This is a genomic window from Kitasatospora sp. NPDC029312 (assembly GCF_055569215.1).
Map to the genome: position 1 here is coordinate 32,681 of NZ_JBVHXY010000035.1, position 18,084 is coordinate 50,764.

Consider the following 18,084-nt stretch of genomic DNA (forward strand, 5'->3'; position numbering starts at 1 on the left):
GGGTGGGGTGGTGGTCTCGCGCGGGGCGGGGAAGAAGCCGCGCCCCCCCCCCCCCCCCCCCCCCCCCCCCCCCCCCCCCCCCGCCACTCCCCGTGGCGGGCTCATGAGGAAAATCGCCTGTTTCGGGATCATAAGCACATGAATCCCCCGATTTTGCCGACGCGCCGCCGACATGCCCGGACGCTCCGCGCGAACGCCGTAGACAGGACTCCCCAGTCCGCCCGTCCCCGTTGGGAGTCCCGGCCGATGACCATCGCCCCCGCCAAGCTCACCGACCCCGCCGTCCGCGCCTTCGTCACCGCCGTCAACGCGGGCGACCGCGACGCCTTCCTCGCGCTGCTGACACCGGACGCGACCATGTCCGACGACGGCTCCGACCGCGACCTGCGGGACTGGATCGACCGGGAGATCTTCGGCCCGAACGGCCGGATGGACGTCCAGACCGAGTCGAACGGCGGCCGCGCCCTCGTCGCCAACTTCACCAACGAGACCTGGGGCGAGATGCGCACCGCCTGGCGGTTCACCGTCGACGACGGGAAGATCAGCCGCTTCGAGACCGGCCAGGCGTAGACCGACCGGGGCCTGTCCCAAGCCGGCCGCCCCTCAGGACAGCCCCAGGCACCCCCGCACCGCGCGGATCAGATTGCGCGAGCGGACGTCCCCGGTGACCCCCGGCTGCATGCCGTTGGTGACGTACCCGAACCCCAGCCCGAGATCCGGGTCGGCGAAGCCCAGCGAGCCGCCCCGGCCCGGGTGGCCGAAGCTCGCCGGGGAGGCCATCGGGGCGGTCGCTCCGTGCCGCCAGAAGCCGAGGCCGAACGTGGAGTTGACGATCAGCACCCGATCCGGCCCGTTCACCACCGGCCCGACCGCGCGGGCCATCGTCTCCGCGCCGAGCAGCGGCGGCAGCAGGGCGCCGGAGTCGTCCGGGCGGTCGGCCGCGCCGATCAGCGCCGCGTAGAACCGGGCCAGCGAACGGGCGGTGCCGATGCCGCCCGCGCCGGGGATCTCGGCGGCCTGCACGGCCGAGTCGTTGAGGTCGACCCCCGGCAGGACCGAGGCGAAGGACCGGGCGGTCAGCGAGGTCGGGTCCTGGTAGGCGTCCCGGACGGACTGCTTGGGCCGCAGCCGCAGCCCGCTCGGGCCGGTTCGCGCCGCCTCCGGGGCGGGCAGGTCGACCAGCCTGCCGACCCGGGGCGCGGCGCCGGCCGGCAGCCCGATCCACAGGTCCAGCCCGAGCGGCCGGGCGATCTCCTCGGCGAAGTACTGTCCGATCGTCCGACCGCTCACCCGCCGCACCACCTCGCCGACCAGCCAGCCGAAGGTGTACGGGTGGTAGCCGTGCGCGGTCCCGGGCTTCCACGCGGGCTCCTGCGCGGCCACCGCGTCGACGGCCCGCTCCCAGGTCAGCACGTCCTCCAGACGCAGCGGCACGTCCAGCGCCGGCACCCCGACCTGGTGCGACAGCAGCCAGCGCACGGGCACGTCGCCCTTGCCGGCCGCCGCGAACTCCGGCCAGTACGAGGCCGTCGGCGCGTCCAGATCGAGCAGGCCGCGCTCGGCGAGCAGCAGCGCGGCGCTCGCGGTCAGGCCCTTGGTGACGGAACGCATCACCTGGGCGGTGTCCGCCGTCCACGGCACGGCGGGCGCGGGCCGCCCGCCGACCTCGGGCCGGGCGTCACCGCCCCACAGGTCGACCACCTTGCGGCCGCGCACGTACAGCGCGAAGGCCGCGCCGAGCTCGCCGTACTCGGCGAAGTTCCGGGCGAAGGCCGCCCGTACCGGCTCGAACCCCTCCGCCGTCTCGCCCCAGATCTCCACCATCGCGCGCCGCCCTCCGCCCGTCCGGACCGCTCGTCCGGACCCGTTCCTCGGTGTCCACCCGAATCCCCGGTGTCCGCCCGATCGATCGATCCCGCGTTCGAAGCGGGCCCCGAAACCCTAACCTGTGGGACATGACCAACCCTTCCGAGGAGCTGCTGGACGTCGTCGACGAGCACGACCGGGTCATCGGGACCGCACTGCGCGGGGAGGTGTACCGGCGGGGGCTGATCCACCGGTGCGTGTTCATCCTGGTCCGCGATCCGGCCGGCCGGATCTTCGTCCACCGCCGCACCGACACCAAGCTGTTCGCCCCCGGTGCGTACGACATGTTCGTCGGCGGTGTGGTCGGCTCCGGCGAGACCTACGCCGAGGCCGCCGTCCGCGAGGCCGAGGAGGAACGCGGCGTCCGGGGCATCGCCCCGCGCCCCCTGTTCAAGTTCCTCTTCCGCGAACCCGACGGCGGCCGGCTCTCCTGGTGGTGCAACGTGTACGAGGCCGACTGGGACGGCCCGGTCTCCCCGCAGGAGTCCGAGGTCGCCTGGCACGCCTGGCTCACCCCGGGCGAACTCGCCGAGCGCCTCACCCGCGACACCTTCGTCATCGACGGCCGCGAGGCCTACCGCCGCTACCTGGAGCTGCGCGCCGCATAGGCCGAGGGGACGCGGCCGAGCAGTCGTGCCGAGGAGAGGCAGGTCGAGGGGACGCGGCCGAGCAGACGTGGGCCGAGGGCGCATGGGCCGGAGCGGGAGTGCCGGATAGGGTGGCGCCCATGGCCTCCCGTACGCCGTCGCCGACGGCCGACCGCGCAGCACGGACCGCCGCCGCACCCGGCGGGGGCGCCTCGGGTGAGCGGCCGCGCCGGCGGCTGAGCGTGGACGAGCGGCGGGAGCAGCTGATCGCCGTGGCGCTCGAGCTGTTCAGCCGGCGACCTCCGGAGGAGGTGTCGATCGACGACATCGCCGCCGCCGCGGGCGCCTCCCGGCCGCTGGTGTACCACTACTTCCCCGGCAAGCAGGCGCTGTACGAGGCGTCGCTGCGGCGGGCCGGGCGGGAGCTGTCGGCGCGCTTCGAGGAGCCCATGGAGGGGCCGCTGTCGGAGCGGCTGTACCGGGTGATGGGGCGCTACCTCGACTTCGTGCAGAGCCACGGTCCGGGCTTCGCCGCGCTGCTGCGGGGCGGCTCGGTGGCGGCCAGTGCGGGCACCTCGGCGGTGATCGACGAGGTGCGCCGGGCCGCGCACGACCAGATCCTGAGCCACCTGGCGATCCCCCGGCCGAGCCCCGGGCTGCGGCTCACCGTCCGGGCCTGGATCGCCAACGCCGAGATCACCTCGTTGGAGTGGCTGGCCGAGCGCTCCGTGCCGCTGGAGGAGTTGCAACTGCACCTGGTGCAGGAGTTCGTCGCAGCGCTCACCCTCACCGCGGCCCGGGAGCCGGCCCTCGCCACCGAACTGGCCTCCTTCTTCGCCGACGAGCGGCCGGACGGACCGACCGGGCGCCTGGTCCAGGACCTCGCCGGGCTGTTCACCGTCCCCGGCATCCTCGACGCGGTCACGGCGCTGGCCGCCGGAGCGCCGGAAGCCGGAACGCCGCCTGCGGGAGCACCGGCTGCGGGGGTGCCCGCATCCGCTCGGGCCACCGAGGGTTCCACCCGGCCCGGCGGCGAATGATCATCGGGTGATCCTGCGGTTCGGCGACGACGGTGGGCTCTGATAGGAATGGGCAGGGATCTGACGGCGCGCCGCCCGGGCGGGCCCGGTCCCACCCGAAACCACCGACGGCAGACGGAGCAGAGCGGGGGGCTCACCAGTTGACCCAGGACGTCCAGTTCAGCGCGGAGGCCAACCCCTTCGCGGCGGCCGAGCAGGTCTGCTCGACCCTCGGCACGCTCACCGACGCCCTCTTCGACGAGCACACCTCGCGCCACCCGGCGGCCTCACTGAGCGCCCTGCGGACGGCGCGGCACCCCGCCACCGAGGCCCTGTTCAGCCTGCGGCTGGCGCCCAACGGACCGGTGCACGAGGCCTTCGACCGGCTCGGCACGGTGACCACGGCCGGAACCGCCCGCCCGGGCACCGGCGTTCCGATCGCCGACCGGGTGACGACCGCGCTGCACAACCGCTACGGCGGCGGAGCGGTGCGCGGCGCCATCGCGGACCGGGGCACCACCTCGGCCGCCCTGTTCCAGCTGCCGGTCACCGGTGAGTTCGCCGACGCCAAGCTGCGCCCGCCGTTCGCCCCGGCGCTGGCCGCGCTGGCGGCCGGGCAGCAGACCCGGCAGCCCGTCGAACTGGCCACCGGCGCGGGCGCCGAGGTCCGCCTGGTCGTCCCGCCGGGCTTCCACGCGCTGACGTCCCCCGGCGGGCCCGCCGGGGCCTCCGCCCGTACCGTGCCCGCCCTTCCGGACGGTGTCGGCGGCGCCGGTGGCGATCGGACCACCGCGGCGGCGGCCGCCGAGCTGACCTGGCACCTGGCCGAGGTCGCCGAGGAGTTGTTCAGCGCCACCGGCCCGGCCCCGCGCCGCGACTTCGCGGTGATCGCCGCGACCCTGACCGACCTGATCCAGGGCGCCGGAGTCCGCTACGCGGGCGTGTGCGCCCTGGAGGTGGACGGACGAGCCTCGGAGGCCACCCTGGTCATCTCGCTCGCCCGGCACCCGCTGCCGATCACCGCGCTCGCCACCGAACTGGCCACCGTACGGCGGCACGCCGAGGTGTGGACGGTCCTGCTGCCGGCCGGTCCGGCCGCCGTCCTGGTCGAGGGGCGGACCGTCCCGGTGCCCGGACCGCTGGCCGCCGACGGACAGCGGCGCTGGGTGGTCACCTCGGTCGTCGAGGCGTTCGTCCCGCTGCCGGACGGCGGTACGGTGCTGTGCGCCCAGCTGTCCACGGCGCGGCCGGAGGACTGGGAGCTGTACACGGAGGCGTTCGCGGAGCTGCTGAAGAGCATCGAGTTCGGCTGGGACGGCGAGCCGGTCGCGGCGGCCGGTGGTGCGGCGGGCGCGACGGTGAGTTCGGTGCCGAGCGGAGTGGCGAGCGCGGTGGCCGGCGCGCCCCTGCCGACGGCAGAGACCGTTCCGCTGCCGGCCGCCCCGGACGTACCGGTGTCCGCGCCAGCCACTGCGCCCCTGGCGGAGGGGGCGGAGGAGACGCCGGTGCACCTGCGTGGCACTCCGGTGCGCATCCCGCCCGCAGACTTCAACCCGTTCGCCCCGGTGGCGGAGGAGACGGCCGCCGAGGGTGCCGCCGGTTCGGTGGTCGACGAAGAGCCGAAGGGCACGCCGGTGCTGATCCCGCCGCCGGACTTCGACCCCTTCGGCATGACGGAGTCCTCGAGCGGGGCCCCGGACGAGCCGACCACGCAGCCCGCCCGGGCGGCCGCGACTCCCGACCCGTTCGGCACGACGATCGCCGCCGAGCAGAAGGCGGACCCGTTCGGCACCACCGTCGCCGCGGCCGGTCCGACCGTCCCGCCGCCGCCCTCCGTTCCGCCCATCGTCCCGGCCCAGGCCGCAGCGGACACCCCGGGGACGGACGTGGAGCCGGGCCCGCGCAAGGGCACGCCGGTGCTGATTCCGCCCGCGGACTTCGACCCCTTCGGCATGACGGAGTCCTCGAGCGGGGCCCCGGAGGAACCGGAGCCGGAAGACCAGGCCGATGCGGCACCGGAGCACCGGCCCTTCGGCTGACGGACGACGGGCGGATCGGCGACAGAGCAGGTGACGAACGACAGGTAACAGATGACAACTAACAGATTTCAGATTTTGTTCGCTGAAATCTGTTAGTTGTTAGTTGTCACCTGACACCCGTTCCCGTTCGCGTTCCCGCATCGCCGCCGCCCCGGCGCGCCTCGATCAGCGCCGCCACCCCGTCCAGCATTCGCACCAGGCCGAACTCGAACAGCGCCTCCAGACTCAGATCGACGTCCGGCCCGCGGTTCAGCGCGTCGAACATCGGGAACCGCGGATCGGACATCAGCCGGTCGTGGTCCTCGTCGTCCACCCGGTCCATCCACTCGTCCGCGGACATCCCGCTGTCCTGCTCGGCCTGCGCCTCCCGCTCGAAGTGGATGGCCAGCCCGCAGGTGAAGGCCGCCAGCGAGACCGCGGCCTGGGCCATCTCCTCCGAGCTCAGCCCCAGCCCGGCGAGCGCCGCCATCGACCGCTCGGTGTGCAGCGCCGCATCCGGCGCGAGCACCGGCCGCGTGAAGGACATCGTGGACGCCAGCCACGGGTGCCGCCGGTAGATCCGCCACTGCAGCCGCGCGACCTCCTCCAGCCCCGCCCGCCAACCCGGCGCGGGTGGGTCGGGCAACGGCTGCTCCCCGAAGACCAGGTCCGTCATCAGCCGCAACAACTCGTCCTTGCCGGGCACATGACGGTAGAGCGACATGGTCGCGACGCCCAGCTCGGTGGCGACCCGGCGCATGGACAGCGCCGCCAACCCCTCCGCGTCGGCCACCCGGACCGCCGTCGCGACGACCCGCTCCCGGCTCAACTCCCGTTCTCCGCCGCGAACCCGCCGCACCACCGAGGTACCCGACCCTCCCGGCGTCCCCGGCACCGCGCCCGACGGCCGCCCGGCCTCTCGGGCCGCCGCGGGCACCTGGGCGGCCGCAGGCGGAGCCGCCACCACCGTTCCCACCCCCGGGACGGCCCGGACCAGCCCCTCCTCCCGCAACCGGGTGAGCACCTTGGTCGCGGTGGCCATCGCCACGCCCCACTCCTGAGTGATCCGGCGGGTGGACGGCACCCGGGCCCCGGGCTTCAACTCCCCCGCCGTGATCCGCCGCCGCAGCTCAGCCGCGATCCGTTCCGAAGGAGTCCCCTGCTCCACCACACCCACCACCGCCCGCTCGACCACCGCACTAGTGCACCGTGACCGCCCACGCTAGCAGCCGGCCATCCGCCGGGCCGCGCCCGATCGTTCGGGCACCGCCGTTCGGGAAGCCCAGCAGGCACAGCCCAACCAGCGCAGCCTTCCCGCCGGTTGGCCGCCACCGCACACAACGGCCCCACCCAGCCACCGAATTCGTCCGGCCGACACCAGGGCGAACAGGGCCCACGAGCGCGTCAGGCCCAGGCCCCTTGACCCGCCCGCCGCGCCAGGTGCACCACGTCCGGCACACCCCTGCTGACCGGGACCTCGTGCGTGGCGACATCGGAGAAGCCGGCCGCCCGCAGCGCCTCCTCGAAGGCCGAGGAGGGCTGCGCACTCCACACCGCCAGCACCCCGCCGGGCCTCAGCCGGTGCCAGAGCACCGCGAGCCCGTCCGCGCCGTACAGTCCGTTGTTGGAGTCGGTGACGGTCCAGTCCGGGCCGTTGTCGATGTCCAGGCACAGCGCGTCGTAGCGCTCGCCGTCCGCCGCCGCGAGGTACTCCAGCAGATCGGTGTGGAGCACCGTGACCCGTTCGTCGTCCAGCGCGCCGCCGGAGAAGGCGCCGAGCGGGCCGTTGCGGTGCCAGTCGATGATCGCGCTCTCCCGCTCGACGACGGCGATCCGGCCCCAGCGCGGCTCGGCCACGGCGTACGCGAGCGAGAATCCGACCCCGAGCCCGCCGATCAGCACCGCCGGCCCGGTGACCGCCCCACCGGCGGCGCCCTCCCCGGTCCACCCCATACGGTCCGACACGTCCGACGCGTCCGACGCTCCCACCGTGTCCGACACGTCCGACGCTCCCGGCGCTCCCGGCGCGACCAGCGCGTCCAGCGCCGCCTGGATCAGCAGCCGCTCGGAGCGCCCGTCGGCGGTGTCCATCAGGAAGCAGCCGTTGGCGATGATCTCGTAGTGTCGTCCACGCTGCCGCAGCACCACCTCGCCGAACGGCCCCTCCCGTCGGTCGAGCGTGACGACGGCCTCGTGGCCGTCCCGTTGGGGCAGTGCGGTGGTCATGCGTCCTCCTCGACGTGCTCGGTAGCAGGACCGTACCGGTGCGTACGATCACGCGCCCGACAATAACCGCCCTCCCACCGACCGGGCCCGCTGATCCCGTGAGCCCCACCGCACCGTGGCCGCCACCGAGGCACGCCCGCGCTCCGCCCCTCACGTCGTGAGCAGCACCCCCGCGTACGACACGCCCGCGACGACGACCCACGACCCGAGGCCGAGGAGTGCGATCCGCCCACCCGTGCGCATCATGGTCGGCAGGTGCACGGCGCTGCCGAGGCCGAACAGCGCGGCGGCGAGCAACAGTTCCTGCGCGTCCCCGGCCACGCCGAGCGCCCGGTCGGGCAGTACCCCGGTGGTCCGCAGCACGATCATCGCGAGGAACCCGGCTACGAACAGCGGCACGATCGGCGGCCGACGGCCGCTCCTCGCATTGGAAGCCCCCGCACCCCCGGCATCCCCCCCGGCGCCCGAGGTCTCCCCGGCCCCGCCGGCCCCGCGCGCGTTGCGCCGCACCACGACGGCCACCCCCGCGACGAGCGGCGCCAGCAGCATCACCCGCATCAGCTTGACCAGGACGGCCTCGCGCAGCGCTCCCGCCCCACCGGTCTGCGCGGTGGCCACCACCTGCCCGACGTCGTGCACGCTCGCGCCGACCCAGCGCCCGAACTCCACCCCGCCGAGCCCCAGCGGATGCTGGAGCAGCGGCAGCACGGCGATCGCCAGCGTCCCGCACAGGGTCACCAGCGCGACCGAGGAGGCGACGTCCTCCTCCTCGCTGCCGGCCGCCTGGCTGACCGCGCCGATCGCCGAGGCGCCGCAGATCGAGTACCCGGTGGCGACCAGCAGCGGCTGGTCCCCGGGCAGTCCGAGCTTGCGGCCGAGCCACATCGTGCCGGCGAAGGTGGCCATGACGACCGTGAGCACCATGGCGACGGTGGCCCAGCCGAGGCCGAGCACGTCGTCCAGGCTGAGCTTGAGCCCGAGCAGGACGATCCCGACCCGCATCAGCCGCTTGCCGGCCGTGGACAGCCCGGGCCGGGCGACGCCGCGCACCACCGGGCGCAGCCCGGGCAGGTGGGCCGCCGCCATGCCGAGCACGACGGCGGCGGTGAGCTTGGGCACGGCGGGGACGACGGCGTGGACGCCCAGGGCGGCGGCCACGCCGGCCGCGGCGAGCAGCAGCCCGGGGGCGTCCCCGCCGAGCGGGGGGAGTGAACGGGTGCGGGCGGCCCGCTCCCGGAGGGTCAGTGCCACGCCGCCGCTCACCGCTCCTGGTCGGCGGGGAGCCGGTAGATCCGCCGGATGCTGGTGCCCAGCCGCGAGACGTCCGCGCCGTACACGTGGATGGAGATCGCCGTGGTGCTACAGGAGTTGCGCACCAGGTGGATGTCGCCGGGCGGGGCGAAGGCGGCGACGGTCCCGGCGGGGCCGGCCACGTGTTCGGTCTCGACCAGCCGGGCGCTGCGCCCGTCGGAGACCAGCCGGTAGCGGGTCTCGCTCTCCTGGCCCTGGTGGACGCCGGCCACGCACCACGAGACGTGGTCGTGGATCGGGGTCCGCTGCCCGGGCAGCCAGACCAGGGCGACGACGGAGAAGCTGCCGTCCTCCTCGGCGTGCAGGACGTGCTGGCGGTAGCGCTGCGGGTCGCCCTCGCACTGGGCGGGGGTGAGCAGCGCGTCCGGCCCGTCGGGGTCGGCGAGCAGGTGGGGGGCGAGGCGCTCGCCGACCAGGTAGGCGGTGAGTTCGGGGGGCAGTCCGCGGTCCACGACGGCGCGGATCTCACTGATCAGCGCGGTCATCCGCTCGGTGAGCCGGTCGGTGCCGACCGTGGCGTGGATGGTCATGGCAGCAGGTTCGGACCTGGCGACCTATCACGTCCAAGGAGGGTTCCTAAGCGATACCCCCACTAGCCCTTATGGTTCAGCAGCCCACCCGGCTCGCCGCCGCCTGCCGCAGGTGGTCCAGCACCAGCCCGGTGGCCGGGATCCGCCGGTGTTCGTTGAGCACGTACGCGCTCACCTGGCGGCGCAGGTGCGGTTCGACGGCCCGTCCGGTGACCTTGCGGTGGCACATGAAGGAGAGCACCAGGGCGGGCATCAGGGCGATCCCGACCCCGGCGGCGACGAGGCTCTGCACCGCGAGGTTGTCGTCGGTGGAGAACACAATGTCGGGTGCGAAGCCCTCTTCGGCGCAGACGTGCAGCAGGTTGGCCCGGCAGCGCGGACAGCCGGCGATCCAGCGCTCGCCGTCCAGGTCGGCGAGCCGTACGGCGTGCCGGCGGCCGAGCGGGTGCCCGACCGGCAGCAGCACGGTGAGCAGGTCCTCCATCAGCGGTATCTCATCCAGGCCGTCCGGCACCTCGGTCGCCGCGCCCGGGTAGCGGAAGGCCAGCGCGATGTCGCACTCCCCGCGCAGCAGCCGCTGGACGGAGTCCGGCGGCTCGGCCTCCAGCAGTTCGACCCGCACTCCGGGGTGCTCGGCGAGCAGCCGGGCCATCGCCTCGGGTATCAGGGTGGCGTTGGCGCTGGGGAAGGCGCAGACCCGCACCCGGCCGGCGCGCAGCCGGGCGAGCGCCGCGAGTTGCTGCTGGGCGGCGGAGAGGCTGCCGAGGATCAGTTCGGCGTGCCGGGAGAGCGCCTCGCCGGCCTCGGTGAGCCGCAGGCCGCGTCCGGCGCGGGTGAACAGCGGGACGCCGACGCTGCGTTCGAGGGCCTTCATCTGCTGGGTGATGGCGGGTTGGGTGTAGCCGAGTTCCCGCGCGGCGGCCGAGTAGGAACCGGCCCGGACCACTTCGTGGAACGTCCTGATGTGCCGCGAGTCGAACACCGGCTCCATGGCCCCTCCGCCCGGTCGTCTTCCTCTTCCCGCTGTCCCCGGCAATCATAAGAGGAATTTGGAGGTGCCGACCCGAGACTCATTCGCACCTATGGTTCAGTCTCGAACCAACCGGCTCACTGCTGCGCCGACGGCGGCAACCCCATCGCGACCTCGGCCTTCGCCACCGGCGCCCCGCCCCGCACGCTCGGGCTGCGTCGGCTGCGCCGCTCGACGAAGCGCGCGAGCCAGGACAGCAGCAGACACATCCCGATGTAGATCGGCGCGACCACCATCACCACCGGGATGAACGGCAGGTCGTAGTCCAGGTTGGTGGCGATCAGCTTGCCCGCGTGCAGGAACTCCTCGTAGGTGATGAGGAACCCGAGCGAGGTGTCCTTGAGCGCGACCACCAGCTGGCTGATGATGGCCGGCAGCATCGCCCGGTTGGCCTGCGGCACCAGCACGTACGTCATGACCTGGGTCTTGCGCATGCCCAGCGCGTAGGCGGCCTCGCGCTGGCCCTTGGGCACCGCGAGCACGCCGGCCCGGAACACCTCGGCCAGCACCGAGCCGTTGTAGAGCACCAGCCCGGCCACCAGGGCCCACAGCGGCTGCACCTTGAGGGCGACGAAGACGAAGAAGATCATCACCAGCAGCGGCATGGCCCGGAAGAACTCCACCACCAGGGTGGCGAACCAGCGCACCACCCGGTGGTCGGAGAGCCGCCCGGCCGCGAACAGCGCGCCGAAGGGCAGCGCGAACAGCACCGTCCAGCCGAAGGCCTTCAGGGTGTTGCCCAGTCCGCGCAGCAGCAGGTCCTGGACGCCCCGGTACTCGAAGGGCTCCCACTTGGCGGAGGTGAACTGGTGGGTTTGGAACAGCATGTAGACGATCCAGCCGATCAGCGCCGCGATGAGCAGCAGCGCGATCCCGCCGTAGAGCCGGTGGCGGGCCAGCGCCTTCGGCCCGGGGATGTCGTACAGCGCCGAGGATCCAACGGTCATCGGGACACCGCCACTCGTCGTTCCAGCAGGTTGAAGACGGCGCTGATGGCCAGGGTGATGATCAGGTAGCCGACGGCGATCCAGACGAAGGTCCAGATGATGCTGTAGCCCAGCTCGTTGATGGTGCGGTAGGTGCCCAGCAGTTCGGTGACGCTGAAGGAGCCGGCGATCGCCGTGTTCTTGGCCAGCGCGATCATCACGCTGCCGATCGGGGCCACCACCGACCGGTACGCCTGCGGCAGCACCACCAGGCTCATCGTCTGCCCGAAGCTCATGCCCAGGCTGCGGGCCGCCTCACCCTGCCCGGACGGCACGGTGTTGATGCCCGAGCGCATCGCCTCGCAGACGAAGGCCGAGGTGTAGCAGCCGAGCGCCAGCACCGCGAAGGTGTAGAAGGGCAGGGTGATGTCGAACCGGGGCAGGCCCAGCACCACGATGAAGAACAGCAGGGTCAGCGGCGTGTTGCGCAGCACCGTCACCCACACCGTCCCGAACACCCGCAGCGGCCGCACCGGGGAGACCCGGAAGCCCGCCATCAGCACGCCCAGCACCAGTGACAGCACGGCGCTCACCGCGAACAGCGAGAGCGTGCCGAGGAAGCCGTCCCAGTAGGTCGACCAGTTGTCGGTCAGCGTTTTCACGGCGCGGCCCTCTCAGTACCGGTCGATCGGCGGCGGGGTGGGCGCGGGCTCCCCGGACAGTCCGAGGGTCGCCTCGAAGGCCTTCTTCCAGTCGCCGTTCTGCTCGTGCTTCGCCAGGGCGTCGTCCAGGGCCGTGCGCAGCACGGTGTCGTTCTTCGGCGTCCCGATGCCGTACGGCTCGGTCGAGAACAGCGGCCCGACCACCTTGAGCTCGTCCGGCACCTTGGCCGCGTAGCCCAGCAGGATCGCGTTGTCGGTGGTGACGGCGTCGACCTGGTCGGTGATCAGGTTGTCCACGCAGGCCGAGTAGCTGTCATAGCCAATCAGGTGGGCCTTGGGGTACTGCGACTGGATGCGCTGGTACGGGGTCGAGCCGGACGCCGAGCAGACCTTCTTGCCGTCGAGGTCCTGCGGCGCGTGGATGCTGTCGTCGTTCTTGCGCACCAGCAGCGACTGCCCGGCGATGAAGTACGGCCCGGCGAAGCCGACCAGCTTCTTCCGGTTGTCGTTGATGGTGTAGGTGCCGACGTAGTAGTCGACCTGGCCGTTCTGCAGCGCGGTCTCGCGGTTGGCCGAGGCGATGGTCTTGAACTGGATCCGGTCCGGTCCGAAGCCCAGCGACGCGCCGACCATCTTGGCGATCTCGATGTCGAAGCCGGAGTACACGCCGGTGGCCGGGTTCTTCTGGCCCAGGTACGGCTGGTCCTCCTTGGCGCCGACCACCAGCCGGCCCCGGGCACGGGCGGTGTCCAGGGTGGGCGAGCCGGTGATCGAGGTGGCGTCCTGCACCTGGTAGCTGGGCAGCGCGCTGGGCTGGGGGCCCTTGGGCGGCGGGGTGCCGGCCTTGCCGCAGCCGGCCGCGAGGGCGGTGAGCAGCAGGACGGCGGCGCGCACGCCGAAGCGCGCACGCGCGGGGGGCGTCGTCTGACGGGTCACGGCGCCGCCTCAGTGCTTCAGGATCTTGGACAGGAAGTCCCGGGCGCGCTCGCTCTCGGGGGCGCTGAAGAACTCCTCCGGGGCGCGGTCCTCGACGATCCGCCCGTCGGCCATGAACACCACCCGGTTGGCCGAGGCCCGGGCGAAGCCCATCTCATGGGTGACCACGACCATCGTCATGCCCTCGCTGGCGAGTTGGCGCATGACGTCGAGCACCTCGTTGATCATCTCGGGGTCGAGCGCCGAGGTCGGCTCGTCGAAGAGCAGCGCCTTGGGGTCCATCGCCAGCGCCCGGGCGATCGCGACGCGCTGCTGCTGGCCGCCGGAGAGCTGGGCCGGGTACTTGTCGGCCTGTGTCGCGAGGCCGACCCGTTCCAGCAGCGAGCGGGACTTGGCGTCCGCCTCCCCCTTGGAGCGGCCGCGGACCTTGATCTGGGCGAGCGAGACGTTCTGCAGCACGGTCTTGTGCGCGAACAGGTTGAAGGACTGGAACACCATGCCGACCTCGGCGCGCAGCTTGGCCAGGCCCTTTCCCTCGGCGGGCAGCGGCCGGCCGTCGATCAGGATGGTGCCGCGCTCGATCGGCTCCAGCCGGTTGATCGCCCGGCACAGCGTGGACTTTCCGGAGCCGGACGGGCCGATCACCACGACGACCTCGCCGCGGCCGACCGTCAGCTCGATGTCGCGCAGCACGTGGAGGTCACCGAAGTGCTTGTCGACCCCGCGCATCTCGATCAGCGGGGTGAAGACAGTGGAACCGGTCGGTGCCGGTGGGGGGTCGGTGGTCACCGGAGCCGCCGCCCCTTCAGCAGCCAGCCGAGCACGGCGCCCGCGATCAGCGTGGCCAGCAGGGCGATCCAGAGCGGCGCGGTGACGGTGAACACCCAGAACTGGATCTTGACCTTGTCGAGGTTGGCGAACAGGAACCACACCGCGAGGATGACGATGACGCCGATCCCGATGTATCGCGTGGGGATCCCGCCGATCTCGCTGCGCTGGGGTCGGGACGAGCCGTCCGAAATCTTGGTCACCGGAGCAGTCTGCTGGCCGGGGCGGCGGTTTGCCCGGTTACGCGCCCTTACGGGCCTGGGAGTAACCCGCACGGGGCAATCCGGCCCGGTGCCGGTTTACCGATCTTCCCTCCCGGTGTGGCGGCGGCACGCCCCCGAAGCGCTACCGTTCGTCCCGCCAGGAGCGCCAGAGCGCCGCGTACGGACCGCCGGCCGCGACCAGTTCGGGGTGGCTGCCGTACTCGCTGATCCGCCCGCCCTCGACCACCGCGATCACATCGGCGTCGTGCGCGGTGTGCAGCCGGTGGGCGATGGCGATGACCGTGCGGCCCTCCAGCACCCGGGCGAGCGAGCGTTCCAGGTGCCGGGCGGCGCGCGGGTCGAGCAGTGAGGTCGCCTCGTCCAGCACCAGGGTGTGGGGGTCGGCCAGCACCAGCCGGGCCAGGGCCAGTTGCTGGGCCTGCGGCGGGGTCAGCGAGGCACCGCCGGAGCCGACCTCGGTGTCCAGCCCCTCCGGCAGGGCGTCCACCCAGGCCCCGGCGTCCACCGCTTCCAGGGCGGCCCGCAGTTCCGTGTCGTCCGCCTCGGGCGCGGCCAGCCGCAGGTTGTCCCGCAGGGTGCCGACGAACACGTGGTGCTCCTGGTTGACCAGCGCGACCTCCGCCCGGACCCGCTCGGCGGGCATCCGGCACAGCGCGGCCCCGCCGAGGGTGACGCTGCCCCGGCCCGGCGCGTAGATCCCGGCCAACAGCCGCCCGAGGGTGGACTTTCCCGCCCCGGACGGACCGACCAGCGCGACCCGGCTGCCCGGGGCCACGTCCAGGCTGATCCCGTGCAGGACGTCCGCACCCTCGCGGTAGCCGAAGCGGACGTCCTTGGCCTCGACCCGGCGGCCCTGCGGACAGGCCGACTCCTCGCCCTCGTGCTCCGGCACCTCGTGGACGCCCACCAGCCGGGCCAGCGAGGCCTGCCCGATCTGCAGCTCGTCGTACCAGCGCAGGATCAGGTCCACCGGGCCGATCAGCAGCTGGGCGTACAACACGCCGGTGGTCAACTGCCCGACGGTGAGCCAGCCCTTCAGCGTGCACAGCCCGCCGACCACCAGGGTGGTCACCACCGCCGAGGCGTAGACCGCCTCGATGGTCGGGAACCAGACCGAGCGCAGCCACAGGGTGTAGCGCTCCCAGGCCAGCCACTCGCGCAGTTTGCGCTCCGTCAGCCGGACGCGCTGCTCGCCCAGGCGCAGCGCCTCCACCGTCCGCCCGGCGTCCACCGTCTCGGCCAGCACGTTGCTCACCGCCGCGTACCCGGCCGACTCGTTGCGGTAGGACTGCGGGGCGCGCCGGAAGTACCACCGGGAGCCGGCCAGCAGCAGCGGCAAGCCGACCAGCGAAGTCAGCGCGAGCAGTGGTGAGGTGACCAGCAGGGCGCCGAGCACCAGCAGCAACGACACGACCGCGACGGCGAGTTCGGGCACCGCCTCGCGCACCGACTTGTCCAGCCGGTCGATGTCGGTGGTCCCCCGGGAGACCAGGTCCCCGGTGCCGGCCCGTTCCAGCACGCCGGTCGGCAGCGCGACCGAGCGGACCAGGAAGTCCTCGCGCAGGTCGGCCAGCACCCGCTCGCCCAGCACGGCCCCGCGCATCCGCGACCAGCCGGTGAACGCGGACTGCACCGCCAGGGCCGGCAGGTACCAGCCGACCGCCACCGCGATGGTGGCCCCGGCGGTGCCGGTGGCCAGCGACTCGACCAGGCTGCCGAGCACCCAGGGCCCGACCAGCCCGGCCACGGTGGCCATCGAGTGCAGACCCACCACGGCGGCGAACCCGCCCCGGTGGCGCCGCGCCAGCAGGCCCAGGTACCCGCGCACGGCGGCCGGCGAGCCGACCGGCAGGGTGGTGGCCGGTCCCTGCTCCTGATGGACGGGGGGTTTCACGACGTACTCCTCGCTCGTCGGGCCGGACGGTCGCCGGCAGTGCTCGTACCGGCGCTCATACCGACGCCGCCTCCTCGTCCCGGGTGACCACGGCCCGGTAGGCCGGTTCGGTGCGCATCAGCTCGCGGTGCCGGCCGGCCGCGACCGCCCGGCCGTCGCGCAGCAGCACCACCCGGTCCGCCTGGTCGAGCAGCAGCGGGCTGGTCGCGAACACCACGGTGGTGCGCCCCGCCCGAATGTCCCGCAGCCCGGCGGCGATCCGGGACTCGGTGTGGGCGTCCACCGCGCTGGTCGGCTCGTCCAGCACCAGGACCGGCGGGTCGGCGAGCAGCGCGCGCGCCAGGGCCAGCCGCTGGCGCTGGCCGCCGGAGAGCGAGCGCCCGCGCTCGGTGATCCGCGCGAGCAGAGGGTCGCCTCCGCAGTCCGGCGAGCCGTCCGCGAGCGCCTCCAGCACGTCCTCGGAGTGGGCCGCGGCCAGCGCCTCGGCGGCCGACACCCGCCCGGAGGAGGGGACGTCCAACAGCTCGGCCAGCGTGCCGGAGAGCAGCACCGGCTCCTTGTCGTGGACGAGCACCGCCGACCGGGCCTCCGGCAACGGCACCGCGTCCAGCTCCGTGCCGCCGAGCCGGACGGAGGGCTGCGCCCGCTCCCCCTCGGGCAGCGGGACGTGCCCGCCCAGCCGCTCGGCGAGCGCCCCGGCGAAGTCCGGGTCCCCGCAGACCACCGCGGTCAACTCGCCGGCCCGCGCAATCAGCCCGGTCACCGGGTCGTGCAGGTCGGTCTTGCCGGGCCGGGTCAGTGCGGCGTCGGCCGCGCCGGCGGTGCGGCCGAGCGAGAGCACCCGCACGGCCCGCCCCGCGGAGACCCTGGCGACGCTCCACGCGTGCGCCGCCTCGCCCAGGATCCGCAGCGGTGCGGCCAGGAAGGCGGTCGCGCCGTACACCGCGATCAGGGTGCCGACGTCGAGCTCGCCGGAGGCGGCCAGCCGGGCGCCGAACCACGTCACCCCGATGACGAACAGGCCCGGCAGCAGGATCTGCTGAGCCTGCATCAGAGATGAGAGGCGAGCGGAGCGCACGGCCGCCGCACGGACCTTCTGGGAGGCCGCCCGGTACCGCTCCAGGAACAGCTCCTCGCCGCCGATGCCGCGCAGCACCCGCAGCCCCGCCACGGTGTCGGCGGCCAGCTCGGTGGCCTTGCCGCCGAGCCCGCGCTGCTCCTCGTAACGCCGCTCGAACGGCCCGATCAGCGGCCAGACCGAGGCGGCCAGCACCGGGACGCCGAGCAGCACCCCGATCCCGAGGACCGGTTCGACCACCAGCACCACCGAGCTGACGGACAGCCAGACGATCACCGCGGCCCGGACCCGGGCGACCAGTTCGACGTACCATCCGATCCGCTCGACGTCCCCGCTGCCGACCGCGACCACCTCCCCCGTGGCGATCCGCCGGGACAGGCCGGCCCCGAGGTGCGAGGCCTGCTTAGCCACCAACTGCCGTACGTGGCAAGCGGCGTGGATCCAGTTCCAGACCGCCTGCCGGTGCAGCAGCACGGTGCCCAGTGCGGCGGTGGCGGAGAGCAGCAGCGCGAGTGCGCCGGCCCGCCAGATCCCGCCGGCGTCGCCGTCGGCGGCGGCCTGCACACCGTGCCCGAGCGGCACCGCCACCGCGGCCTGGGAGCCCAACTCGAGCAGCGCCCAGCAGGTGGCGCGGATCTGCCCCCGCCGCTGGGCACGCTGCAGCCAGCGGAGGAAGGCCAGGGGTGAGGAGAGGTCAGGACTGCCGGGGTCGGCCAGTGGCAGGGGGGTGAGCGGCATGACACTCCGATGCGGAAGGTGCGGAGGTGTGGAGGCGTGGACGTGCGGAGGCGTGGACGTGCGGACGTACGGACGCGTAAAGGTGAGCGCGGGGGGCGCCGGTACGGGGAGGAACCGACGGCGCGCCGAACCGCGCGGCGAAGCGACACCGCAGGGGGCGCGGCAAGGTCCCCAAGTCCGGCGGCAGCGGCCGGACTGACACGGGTGGGGC

General features: G+C 73.5%; 17 protein-coding genes. 4 read left to right on the forward strand and 13 right to left on the reverse strand.

Annotation, left to right across the window (positions count from 1 at the left end):
• Window positions 1-246: 246 nt before the first annotated feature.
• Window positions 247-570, forward strand: coding sequence for a nuclear transport factor 2 family protein (locus ACZ4WV_RS25665; protein ID WP_465750571.1), 324 nt, complete (start codon window positions 247-249; stop codon window positions 568-570).
• A gap of 33 nt (window positions 571-603) precedes the next feature.
• On the opposite strand, the gene ACZ4WV_RS25670 is transcribed toward ACZ4WV_RS25665, so the two are convergent.
• Window positions 604-1,824: a serine hydrolase domain-containing protein gene (locus ACZ4WV_RS25670; protein WP_465750573.1), complete on the reverse strand. Its 1,221-nt coding sequence runs from the start codon at window positions 1,822-1,824 to the stop codon at window positions 604-606.
• A gap of 131 nt (window positions 1,825-1,955) precedes the next feature.
• Here ACZ4WV_RS25670 and ACZ4WV_RS25675 point away from each other — a divergent pair, with 131 nt between their 5' ends.
• The 3 genes from ACZ4WV_RS25675 (at window position 1,956) to ACZ4WV_RS25685 (ending at window position 5,511) form a co-directional block, all read left to right on the forward strand.
• Entirely contained in the window at window positions 1,956-2,474 is a 519-nt protein-coding gene (locus tag ACZ4WV_RS25675; RefSeq protein WP_465750575.1) for an NUDIX hydrolase, read from the forward strand.
• Between the two features lie 119 nt (window positions 2,475-2,593).
• Window positions 2,594-3,493: a TetR/AcrR family transcriptional regulator gene (locus tag ACZ4WV_RS25680; protein ID WP_465750577.1), complete on the forward strand. Its 900-nt coding sequence runs from the start codon at window positions 2,594-2,596 to the stop codon at window positions 3,491-3,493.
• Window positions 3,494-3,633: 140 nt separating this feature from the next.
• Entirely contained in the window at window positions 3,634-5,511 is a 1,878-nt protein-coding gene (locus tag ACZ4WV_RS25685; protein ID WP_465750579.1) for a hypothetical protein, read from the forward strand.
• A 106-nt stretch (window positions 5,512-5,617) separates the two neighbouring features.
• Here the strand turns inward: ACZ4WV_RS25685 and ACZ4WV_RS25690 are convergent, their stop codons facing one another.
• The 12 genes from ACZ4WV_RS25690 to ACZ4WV_RS25745 form a co-directional block, all read right to left on the reverse strand.
• Window positions 5,618-6,685 carry a TetR/AcrR family transcriptional regulator C-terminal domain-containing protein gene (locus tag ACZ4WV_RS25690; protein ID WP_465750581.1) on the reverse strand — a complete coding sequence of 356 codons (1,068 nt, stop codon included), beginning with the start codon at window positions 6,683-6,685 and terminating at the stop codon, window positions 5,618-5,620.
• 209 nt (window positions 6,686-6,894) lie between these two features.
• On the reverse strand, window positions 6,895-7,716 hold the full coding sequence (locus ACZ4WV_RS25695; protein WP_465750583.1) for a spermidine synthase: 822 nt from the start codon (window positions 7,714-7,716) through the stop codon (window positions 6,895-6,897).
• 150 nt (window positions 7,717-7,866) lie between these two features.
• Window positions 7,867-8,961, reverse strand: a complete 1,095-nt coding sequence (locus ACZ4WV_RS25700; protein ID WP_465750647.1) for a YeiH family protein — start codon at window positions 8,959-8,961, stop codon at window positions 7,867-7,869.
• A gap of 14 nt (window positions 8,962-8,975) precedes the next feature.
• Entirely contained in the window at window positions 8,976-9,557 is a 582-nt protein-coding gene (locus ACZ4WV_RS25705; RefSeq protein ID WP_465750585.1) for a cysteine dioxygenase family protein, read from the reverse strand.
• A 76-nt stretch (window positions 9,558-9,633) separates the two neighbouring features.
• On the reverse strand, window positions 9,634-10,539 hold the full coding sequence (locus ACZ4WV_RS25710) for a LysR family transcriptional regulator (protein ID WP_465750649.1): 906 nt from the start codon (window positions 10,537-10,539) through the stop codon (window positions 9,634-9,636).
• Between the two features lie 125 nt (window positions 10,540-10,664).
• Window positions 10,665-11,534: an amino acid ABC transporter permease gene (locus ACZ4WV_RS25715; protein WP_465750587.1), complete on the reverse strand. Its 870-nt coding sequence runs from the start codon at window positions 11,532-11,534 to the stop codon at window positions 10,665-10,667.
• Entirely contained in the window at window positions 11,531-12,175 is a 645-nt protein-coding gene (locus tag ACZ4WV_RS25720) for an amino acid ABC transporter permease (protein WP_465750589.1), read from the reverse strand. Before ACZ4WV_RS25720 ends, ACZ4WV_RS25715 begins: the two co-directional genes overlap by 4 nt.
• 12 nt (window positions 12,176-12,187) lie before the next feature.
• Window positions 12,188-13,111, reverse strand: coding sequence for a glutamate ABC transporter substrate-binding protein (locus ACZ4WV_RS25725; RefSeq protein ID WP_465750591.1), 924 nt, complete (start codon window positions 13,109-13,111; stop codon window positions 12,188-12,190).
• Between the two features lie 9 nt (window positions 13,112-13,120).
• Window positions 13,121-13,840 carry an amino acid ABC transporter ATP-binding protein gene (locus ACZ4WV_RS25730; protein ID WP_465750651.1) on the reverse strand — a complete coding sequence of 240 codons (720 nt, stop codon included), beginning with the start codon at window positions 13,838-13,840 and terminating at the stop codon, window positions 13,121-13,123.
• Between the two features lie 56 nt (window positions 13,841-13,896).
• Window positions 13,897-14,142 (reverse strand): lipopolysaccharide assembly protein LapA domain-containing protein, encoded by a 246-nt coding sequence (locus ACZ4WV_RS25735; RefSeq protein WP_465750593.1) that lies wholly within the window; start codon window positions 14,140-14,142, stop codon window positions 13,897-13,899.
• A 142-nt stretch (window positions 14,143-14,284) separates the two neighbouring features.
• Window positions 14,285-16,057 (reverse strand): ABC transporter ATP-binding protein, encoded by a 1,773-nt coding sequence (locus ACZ4WV_RS25740; protein WP_465750595.1) that lies wholly within the window; start codon window positions 16,055-16,057, stop codon window positions 14,285-14,287.
• Window positions 16,058-16,112: 55 nt separating this feature from the next.
• Window positions 16,113-17,873 carry an ABC transporter transmembrane domain-containing protein gene (locus ACZ4WV_RS25745; protein ID WP_465750597.1) on the reverse strand — a complete coding sequence of 587 codons (1,761 nt, stop codon included), beginning with the start codon at window positions 17,871-17,873 and terminating at the stop codon, window positions 16,113-16,115.
• Window positions 17,874-18,084: the final 211 nt, after the last annotated feature.

Excerpts from the sequence above, each read along its gene's own strand:
- ACZ4WV_RS25665 (WP_465750571.1), top strand. The coding sequence starts at position 247 with ATGACCATCGCCCCCGCCAAGCTCACCGACCCCGCCGTCCGCGCCTTC.
- ACZ4WV_RS25670 (WP_465750573.1), bottom strand. The coding sequence starts at position 1,824 with ATGGTGGAGATCTGGGGCGAGACGGCGGAGGGGTTCGAGCCGGTACGG.
- ACZ4WV_RS25675 (WP_465750575.1), top strand. The coding sequence starts at position 1,956 with ATGACCAACCCTTCCGAGGAGCTGCTGGACGTCGTCGACGAGCACGAC.
- ACZ4WV_RS25680 (WP_465750577.1), top strand. The coding sequence starts at position 2,594 with ATGGCCTCCCGTACGCCGTCGCCGACGGCCGACCGCGCAGCACGGACC.
- ACZ4WV_RS25695 (WP_465750583.1), bottom strand. The coding sequence starts at position 7,716 with ATGACCACCGCACTGCCCCAACGGGACGGCCACGAGGCCGTCGTCACG.
- ACZ4WV_RS25705 (WP_465750585.1), bottom strand. The coding sequence starts at position 9,557 with ATGACCATCCACGCCACGGTCGGCACCGACCGGCTCACCGAGCGGATG.
- ACZ4WV_RS25715 (WP_465750587.1), bottom strand. The coding sequence starts at position 11,534 with ATGACCGTTGGATCCTCGGCGCTGTACGACATCCCCGGGCCGAAGGCG.
- ACZ4WV_RS25730 (WP_465750651.1), bottom strand. The coding sequence starts at position 13,840 with ATGCGCGGGGTCGACAAGCACTTCGGTGACCTCCACGTGCTGCGCGAC.
- ACZ4WV_RS25745 (WP_465750597.1), bottom strand. The coding sequence starts at position 17,873 with ATGCCGCTCACCCCCCTGCCACTGGCCGACCCCGGCAGTCCTGACCTC.